This is a genomic window from Dietzia sp. UBA5065 (genome assembly GCA_002415925.1).
Taxonomy (GTDB): Bacteria; Actinomycetota; Actinomycetes; order Mycobacteriales; family Mycobacteriaceae; genus Dietzia.
Genome location: DIAZ01000181.1, coordinates 8,275 through 16,062, shown reverse-complemented (window position 1 = coordinate 16,062; position 7,788 = coordinate 8,275). Strand labels below are relative to the sequence as shown.

Annotated in this window: 9 protein-coding genes; 6 read left to right on the top strand and 3 right to left on the bottom strand. The window is 70.6% G+C overall.

The window, feature by feature from the left end:
• Nucleotides 1–490, bottom strand: a 490-nt coding sequence (locus tag B4M60_RS15010) for an LGFP repeat-containing protein (protein ID WP_291085872.1), incomplete at its 3' end; no start/stop codon positions are given.
• A gap of 135 nt (nucleotides 491–625) precedes the next feature.
• Here B4M60_RS15010 and B4M60_RS15005 point away from each other — a divergent pair.
• A complete protein-coding gene (locus B4M60_RS15005) occupies nucleotides 626–1,105 on the top strand; it encodes a VOC family protein (protein ID WP_291085869.1) in 480 nt (159 codons plus the stop codon).
• Nucleotides 1,106–1,136: 31 nt separating this feature from the next.
• On the opposite strand, the gene B4M60_RS15000 is transcribed toward B4M60_RS15005, so the two are convergent.
• Complete coding sequence (locus tag B4M60_RS15000; protein WP_291085865.1) at nucleotides 1,137–2,834, bottom strand: fumarate hydratase; 1,698 nt, start codon at nucleotides 2,832–2,834, stop codon at nucleotides 1,137–1,139.
• A 64-nt stretch (nucleotides 2,835–2,898) separates the two neighbouring features.
• Entirely contained in the window at nucleotides 2,899–3,465 is a 567-nt protein-coding gene (locus B4M60_RS14995; RefSeq protein WP_291085861.1) for a protein-L-isoaspartate O-methyltransferase family protein, read from the bottom strand.
• 199 nt (nucleotides 3,466–3,664) lie between these two features.
• On the opposite strand from B4M60_RS14995, the gene B4M60_RS14990 reads away from it, so the two are divergent.
• From B4M60_RS14990 to B4M60_RS14970, 5 genes are all read left to right on the top strand, one after another.
• Nucleotides 3,665–4,576 (top strand): siderophore ABC transporter substrate-binding protein, encoded by a 912-nt coding sequence (locus B4M60_RS14990; protein WP_291085858.1) that lies wholly within the window; start codon nucleotides 3,665–3,667, stop codon nucleotides 4,574–4,576.
• A 79-nt stretch (nucleotides 4,577–4,655) separates the two neighbouring features.
• Nucleotides 4,656–5,618 carry an iron chelate uptake ABC transporter family permease subunit gene (locus B4M60_RS14985; protein ID WP_414646818.1) on the top strand — a complete coding sequence of 321 codons (963 nt, stop codon included), beginning with the start codon at nucleotides 4,656–4,658 and terminating at the stop codon, nucleotides 5,616–5,618.
• Nucleotides 5,611–6,660 (top strand): iron chelate uptake ABC transporter family permease subunit, encoded by a 1,050-nt coding sequence (locus B4M60_RS14980; RefSeq protein WP_291085852.1) that lies wholly within the window; start codon nucleotides 5,611–5,613, stop codon nucleotides 6,658–6,660. Before B4M60_RS14985 ends, B4M60_RS14980 begins: the two co-directional genes overlap by 8 nt.
• A 15-nt stretch (nucleotides 6,661–6,675) precedes the next feature.
• Entirely contained in the window at nucleotides 6,676–7,557 is an 882-nt protein-coding gene (locus tag B4M60_RS14975; RefSeq protein ID WP_291085849.1) for an ABC transporter ATP-binding protein, read from the top strand.
• Between the two features lie 36 nt (nucleotides 7,558–7,593).
• On the top strand, nucleotides 7,594–7,788 hold a 195-nt coding region (locus B4M60_RS14970; RefSeq protein WP_291085846.1), incomplete at its 3' end, for a sugar phosphate nucleotidyltransferase.

Genomic DNA, 7,788 nt, shown 5'->3' with positions numbered 1-7,788 from the left:
CGACCGGGCGGCCGTCGAGGAATGCGATGGTGCCGCCCTCGAAGACGGAGATCCACCCGCCGTCGGTGGTGGTCTCGTCCGAGGTGGGGAATCCCAGTTCGCCCGCCGGCCCGCCGGCCTCGCGATAGGCGGAGAGGATCTCGCCCTGGACCACAAAGACCCGACCCGCCGGGGTGAGGACCATCCAGCCGCGCTCGAACTCGGTGACCGACCCGCCCTCTACGTCCGTTGCAGGACCCGCCGCCCTGCCCAGGTCGCCCGCCACGCCCCCGAGCTGGGTCCAGCGTTCCGCGACGGGGGCGGGGACGTCGATCGTGGTGTCGGCGGGTCCGGGGACGGGGGCGGGGCTCGTCGTGGTCACCACCCCCGACGCCGGGGACGTCACCGTCGCCTCGCCGCCCGAACCCCCCTCGCTCGAACAGGCGGCGAGGCCCGCGCCGACGGCGGCGGCCACGACGGCCACGACGAGAACACCCGGGAACCTGTGCATGTCCGGAGATCCTAGTCGTGGCCGAGCGCGGACGGATCGCCGCCCGATCGCAACGTCCGACCCCTTCCGCACCGGGTTCCGCGCGGAGGAGACTCGAACCACGGCGCGCCCCGCGGCCGGTGAGGAGACGAGCAGATGTCCAGATTCGTCACGTGCCTGTGGTTCGCCACCCAGGCAGAGGAGGCCGCCCGGTTCTACTGCTCGGTGTTCCGCGACTCCCGGATCATCACCGTGGACACGGCGCCGGTCGACACCCCGGGCCCCAAGGCGGGCGAGGTCGTCACCGTGGAGTTCGAGCTGGACGGGCGGCCCTTTCTCGGCCTCAACGGCGGGTCCGACGTCGAGTACACCGACGCCATCTCGTTGGAGGTCCGCTGCGCCGACCAGACGGAGATCGACCACTACTGGCACGGGCTCCTCGCCGAGGGGGGCCGGGAGATGCAGTGCGGTTGGTTGATCGACCGCTACGGCGTCCGGTGGCAGATCACGCCGGAGCGGCTCTACGAGTTGTGGCGGGGGCCCGACGAGCAGGCGGCCTCGCGGGCGTTCACGGCGATGATGGACATGGTCAAGCTCGACATCGCCGCCCTGGAGGCCGCGGCCCGGGGGGACTGATCCCGCCGGGCCGGCGGCCGCGGAGGAGCCGTCAGAGACCCGGTCGCTTGCCGATCGTCAGCGTGACCTCGCCGGTGTGGGCGAAGAAGTCCTCGCCCTTGTCGTCCACGACGATGAACGCGGGGAAGTCCTCCACGTCGATCTTCCACACCGCCTCCATGCCGAGCTCTTCGTACTCGATCACCTCGACGTGCTTGATGCAGTCCTGGGCCAGCCGCGCCGCCGGTCCACCGATCGAGCCCAGGTAGAAGCCGCCGTGGGTCGCGCAGGCGTCGGTGACCTGCTTGGAGCGGTTGCCCTTGGCCAGCATGATCATGGACCCGCCCGCGGCCTGGAACTGCTCGACGTAGGAGTCCATGCGGCCGGCGGTGGTGGGGCCGAAGGAGCCCGACGGCATGCCCTCGGGGGTCTTGGCCGGGCCGGCGTAGTAGACGGGGTGGTCCTTGAGGTACTGGGGCATCTCCTCGCCGGCGTCGAGCCGCTCCTTGATCTTGGAGTGCGCGATGTCGCGGGCCACCACCAGCGGTCCGGTCAGCGAGAGCCGGGTCTTGACCGGGTGCTTGCTCAGCTCGGCGAGGATCTCCGACATCGGCCGGTTGAGGTCGATCCTCACCGCCGCGCCCTTGCCCGTCCCCGAGATGCCGTCCGTCGCCGCGTCGAGTTCCGAGTCCGTGGTGGCGGGCAGGAACCGGCCGGGGTCGAACTCGAGCTGCTCGAGGAAGACGCCCTCCGGGGTGATCTTGGCCTTGGCCTGACGGTCGGCCGAGCAGGAGACCGCGATCGCCACGGGCAGTGAGGCGCCGTGGCGGGGCAGGCGCACCACGCGGACGTCGTGGCAGAAGTATTTGCCGCCGAACTGGGCGCCGATCCCGATCTGCTGGGTGAGTTCGAAGACCTTCTTCTCGAGCTCGACATCGCGGAAACCGCGGCCGGTCATGGCGCCCTCGCGGGGCAGCTCGTCCAGGTAGTGCGCGGAGGCGAGCTTGGCGGTCTTGACCGCGAACTCCGCGGAGGTGCCGCCCACGACGATCGCCAGGTGGTACGGCGGGCAGGCGGCGGTTCCGATCGAGCGGATCTTCTCCTCGATGAACTGCATCATCCGCTCGGGGTTGAGGATCGCCTTGGTCTCCTGGTAGAGGAAGGACTTGTTGGCGGACCCGCCACCCTTGGCCATGAAGAGGAACTTGTAGGAGTTCTCGTGGCCGGGCGTGGTGTCGGCACCGATCTCGATCTGGGCCGGGAGGTTGTTGCCGGTGTTGCGCTCGTCCCACATGGTGATGGGGGCGTTCTGGGAGTAGCGGAGGTTGAGCCGCGTGAACGCGTCGTACACGCCGCGGGCCACGGCCTGCTCGTCGGGCCCGGGGGTGAGCACGTGCTGGCCACGCTCGCCCTTGACGATCGCGGTCCCCGTGTCCTGGCACATCGGCAGCACCCCGCCGGCCGCGATGTTGGCGTTCTTGAGCAGGTCCAGCGCGACGAACTTGTCGTTGTCGCTCGCCTCCGGGTCGTCGAGGATCTTGGCCACCTGGGCCAGGTGATCGCTACGGAGGTAGTGGGAGATGTCGTGCATCGCCGTCTCGGTGAGTAGGCGGATCGCCTCGGGCTCCACGCGCAGGAACGTCGTGCCGTCCGGACCCTCCACGGTGGAGACGCCCTCGGTGGTGAGGAGTCGGTACTCGGTGGTGTCTGCACCGACCGGGAGGAGGTCCTCATAGACGAACTCGGGCATTGGCGCTCCTGGGACTGGAAGGCGGGTAAAACTTCCATCCAGGATAATCGCCGGATTGCGCAGGTCACATTCGGGTGTGGCGCAGGGGGACGAAGCGGTAGCCGCCGTGCTCGGTCACCTCGACGGTCCCGTCGGTGCGCCGCACCCGGTGCATCACCCCGCGCCAGGGCGCCACCATCACGCCGTCCGCCGTGAGTTGGTCGACGAGCTGTGAGGGCAGTTCGTCGCCCATCGCCGAGACGAGGATCCGGTCGTACGGGCCGTGTTCGGGCAGGCCCAGCACGCCGGGCCGGGCGTGATGGACCCGGACCCAGGGCTGGGTGATGGCCGCGCGCGAGCGATCGACCAGGTCCGGCACCAGTTCCACCGCGACCACCGTGGAGTCGGGACCGCCCAGTTCGCCGAGGATCGCCGACGTCCACCCGCTCCCGGAGCCCACGTCGAGGACCCTCATGCCGGGGAACGGCTCGAGGAGGGTCAGCATCTCCGCGACGGTGGAGGGCTGGGAATTGGTCTGCCCGAAGCCGATCGGCAGGGGGACGTCGCGGTGGTGCTCGCCCGCGACCTCGGGCGGCAGGAAGCGGCGGCGCTCCTGTGCGCGCATCGCCCGGCGGACAGCTGCAGTGGGCATCGCGGGCCTTCCGTTCACACCGGGTCGACGGTGCCGCGATCGTACGCGTTCCCGGGGGCCCGTGGCCATGGTCCGGGGCGGCCGTCGCGGGCGGCGCCCGCCCCAGAAAGTAGGTGAGGCTCACCTTAATTTTGCCCGTAGCCCGCCGGGATGGTTAAGGTGAGGCTTACCTATCGACCTAGCCTCTGGAGTAGTAGTAGTGAAGCGATTCCCCAAGATCGTCGCCGCGGCAGCCGCCCTGGTTCTGGCCGGCGGTGCGCTCACCGCGTGCAGCAGCTCCGACGCGCAGACCGGTGGCGCCCGGGGCGAGGGCCCGAGCAGGGTCGTCCTCACCAGCCACGCGGCGGCCGACACGCTCGCCGAGCTGGGTCTCGAGGAGCGCGTCGTGGGCCTGCCCAAGACCGGCGTGTTCCCGGCCGCGCTCGAGACCTACGCAAGCGATCAGTACACGGACGTCGGCAGCCTCAAGGAGCCGAAGATGGACGTGATCGCGGAGCTCGGTCCGGATCTCATCCTCTTCGGCGGCCGCACGCAGGCGTTGGAGCCGGAGTTCGCCAAGATCTCCGACCAGGTGATCGCGGGTGACCCCGACACCTCGGGGACGGTCGCGTCCAACCGTGCCAAGGTCGAGGAGATCGCCGCGCTGTTCGGAGCCCGGGACGAGGCGACGGAGCGGCTCGACGAGATCGACGGGAGGGTGGCCGCCACCCGCGCCAAGGCCCAGGACGCCGGGACCGCGCTGGTGCTCATGACCTCGGGCGGGAAGGTCACGGCCTACGGCCCCGGGACCCGTTTCGACATCATCTTCAACGAGCTGGGGATGGAGTCCGCCGGTGACGTCGCCGCGGAGGGCAGCCACGGCGCGCCCCTGAGCTGGGAGCAGATCGCCGAGCTCAACCCCGACCACGTCTTTGTGATCGACCGGGACGCCGCGATCGGCGCCGAGGGACAGGCGGCCTCCGCGCTGCTGGACAACCCCGTCTTCAACCGGACCTCCGCCGCGGAGAACGGCAACGTCCACATGCTCGACGGCCAGAACTGGTACCTCATCGGCGGCGGACTCGGTGTCCTGGACGCCATGATCGCCGAGATCGACTCGGCCGTCTCCTGACGGCGGAGGGGATCCGGTCGTGACCGTCTCCACGGTGGCCAGCCGGCCACGGCGCACGCTGCCGTGGCCGGCGGTCGGCATGGCCGCGCTCGTCGTGGCGCTCGTCGCCAGCGTGTTCGTCGGCGCGGCCGACATCACGGCGTGGGACGTGGCCACCGGCGGACTCACCGAGGCGCACCGCGTCTACCTCGTCGAGGCGCGGCTGCCCCGGACCGCGGCGGCAGCCCTGGCCGGGGCGTCCCTGGCGATCGCGGGGCTGCTCATGCAGTTGCTCACCCGCAACCGCTTCGTCGAACCCTCCACGGCCGGAACGGTGGAATCGGCCGGGCTGGGCCTGGTGGTGGTGGCGATCCTCGCGCCGGGGGCGCCGATCGTGGTCAAGATGCTCGTCGCCATGGTGTTCGCGCTCGCCGGGACCGCGCTGTTCCTCGCGTGCATCCGGCGGGTCGCGGTCTCGGACTCCTTCGTGGTGCCGCTCATCGGGATCATGCTCGGCTCCGTCGTGGGGGCGGTGGCGGCGTTCCTGGCGCTGTCGCGCGACCTGCTCCAGATGCTCAACTCCTGGATGCTCGCCGACTTCTCCGCGGTCCTGGCCGGGCGGTACGAGTTGCTCTGGCTGGTCGCCGTGCTCGGCGTGCTCGCCTACATCGCCGCGGACAGGTTCACCGTCGCGGGGCTGGGCGAGGACGTGGCCACCGGACTCGGCCTGGACCACCGCACCGTGGTCGCCCTGGGGATGTCCATCGTCGCCGCCGTGGCCGCCGTCGTCGTGGTCACCGTCGGCGCACTCCCGCTCCTCGGGCTCGTGGTCCCCAACGTGGTCTCCAGGGTGGTCGGGGACGACGCGAGGCGCGGCCTGCCCCTGGTGGCGCTCCTCGGCGCGATCACCGTCCTCGTCTGCGACATGATCGGGCGGTCGCTGCCGGGTCTCCTCGCCGGCGGCTCCGCCGGGGCGGGCGAGATCCCCGTGGGGACCCTGGTGGGGATCATCGGTGGGGCGGCCTTCCTGGCGATGATGCTGCGGGCGGTGCGCAATGGCTGAGGCCGTCACGCTCGCCGGCGGACCGGTGGGGCGCACGCGCGACCGGACACGGGCGGAATCCGACCACCGGCGCCGGTGGCTGGTCACCCTGGTGTGCGCGGCGGTCGCCGTCGCGGCGCTCGCCGCGCTGATCCTGACGGGTCTTCCCGAGACCGTCGGGTCCAGGGCGTGGAACTACTCGCTCGGCCGGTTGTCGCGTCACGCCGTCGCGATCGTCCTGGTGTCGGTGGCGGTGGGCGTGTCGACGGTCCTGTTCCAGACCGTCACCGGGAACCGGATCCTCACTCCGGCGCTCATGGGCTTCGACTCGCTCTACCTGCTCGTCCAGACGATGCTCGTGTTCCTCATGGTCCCGCGACCCGAGGCGATCGCCGGTGGGCTCATCAGCGGCGGGCTCACCGGGTTCCTCGGGCAGACCGCGATCATGGTGGTGGCGTCGACCGCCCTGTACCTCTGGCTGCTCGGGGGACGCCGGACCGACATCCACCTGCTGCTACTGGTGGGCGTGGTGTTCGGGGTGTTCTTCCGGTCTATCTCCTCGTTCTTCCAGCGACTCCTGGACCCGGCCGCCTACCTGCGGGTCCAGGATGCGATGTTCGCCAGCTTCCGCGGCGTCCAGCCGGACGTGCTCGTGGCGTGCGGACTCATCGTCGCCGCCTGTCTCGGCGTGGTGGCGGTGCTCGGCCGCAGGCTGGACGTGATGCTCCTGGGCCGGGACCCGGCGGTCGCGCTGGGCGTCGACCACCGGCGGGTGACGATCGTCGTCCTGGTGGTGGTGTCGTTCCTCGTCTCCGCCTCCACCGCGCTGATCGGGCCGGTGATGTTCTTCGGTCTCATCGTCGCCAACGCGGCGTACGCCCTGCTCGGCACCGCCCTCCACCGCTTCACCCTGCCCGTCGCGTCGCTGCTGGGCGTGATCGCCCTGGCGGGCGGGGAGATGGTCCTCGGCGCCCTCGGCGTCGAGTCCGCCCTGAGCGTGGTCATCGAGTTCGTCGGTGGCCTGCTGTTCCTCTTCCTGCTCCTCACCAACCGAGCACGCTGACGAAAGAAGGACGTCATGTCCCTACTGCAGTTCCGCCGCCGGTCCGACCGGATCGGTGCGCCCGGGTGGACGGCGCCGGACTCGCCCGAGTGCGGCATCGAGGTGGAGTCGGTGTGCGCGTCGTACGGCGACACCCGGGTCCTGAACGACGTCACCGCGCGCTTCGCCCAGGGTGGCGTCACGTCGCTGATCGGCCCCAACGGTGCGGGGAAGTCGACGCTGCTCGGGGTGATGAGTCGACTCCAGGCGGCCGACTCGGGGCACGTCCGGGTGGACGGGGTCGACGTCTCGGTCAGAGGCGGCCGGGAGCTGGCCCGACGGCTCGCGGTGCTGCGACAGGACAACGCGGTCTCACTCCGCCTGACGGTTCGCGAACTGGTGGCGTTCGGCAGGTTCCCCCACAACGGCGGACGACCCACCGCGGGCGACACCGAGCACGTCGACCGGGCCCTGGGCGCGATGGAGCTGGAGGATCTGGCCGACCGGTATCTCGACGAGCTCTCCGGTGGTCAGCGGCAGCGCGCGCACATCGCCATGGTTCTCGCGCAGGACACGGAGTACGTCCTGCTCGACGAACCGCTGAACAACCTCGATCTTCGGCACGCCACCTCGATCATGCGACTGCTTCGCCGGACCGCGGCGGAGCGGGACAGGACCATCGTGTTGGTGATCCACGACATCAACATCGCGGCCGCCTACTCCGACCGGATCATCGCCATGAAGGACGGGGAGATCGTCGCGGACGGGCCGCCGGCCCAGATGATGCGGACCGACGTGTTGCGGCGCGTCTACGACATGGAGATGCAGGTCGCTGAGGTCGCGGGTCGGTACGTGGCCCTGTACTTTGACGGCGAGGACGAGTCGGCAGGGGTCCGCGCGGACGCCGTCACCGCCTGACGGGCTCGCGCCCGGGGGGCACGGAGGGGAGTCGGGATGGCACCGTTGTCCGTCGTCGCGATCGTCCTGGCGGGGGGTGCGGGGTCGCGGCTGAGCGTGCTGACCCGAGACCGCGCGAAGCCCGCCGTCCCCTACGGGGCGGGATACCACCTCGTCGACTTCGCGCTGAGCAACGCCGCCAATTCCGGTCTGCGTGACGTGTGGGTGGTCCAGCAGTTCCATCCCGTCTCG